The following is a 317-nucleotide window of genomic DNA, read 5'->3' as shown; positions in this document are numbered from 1 at the left end:
TAATAACGACAAAATAGAAATCATGAGAATGGCCTTATACAAAGAAGAAGTGCTTTATGAGTATGAAACCATAGAGCATCAATATTTGGGGTATTTTGCGGCAGCCGGTTTTTTCAGTGTGATGCTTTGGTTTTTATATGATTTTAGTGATGATGGAATAGACGCAGGTGAAGCCATTATATTTGGTGGTGGCGGAACCATAATGACACTATTTTTGATTTTTTTGCATCAGCAGACATAAAACGGATTTACAAGTTCACTAAAAATGGAATAGTAACCGAGCAGGCAGATGTTGTGCCAGAGTATGCATATCAATG

Annotated in this window: 1 pseudogene; it reads left to right on the top strand. The window is 36.6% G+C overall.

What is annotated here, in order from left to right:
* Positions 1–317, top strand: a pseudogene (locus tag A6E03_RS10200) (hypothetical protein); the annotation flags it as partial.

Origin of the sequence: Aliivibrio sp. 1S128, from assembly GCF_001691065.1 — a bacterium.
Taxonomy (GTDB): Bacteria; Pseudomonadota; Gammaproteobacteria; order Enterobacterales; family Vibrionaceae; genus Aliivibrio.
This window is presented reverse-complemented; position numbering and strand designations above follow the sequence as displayed.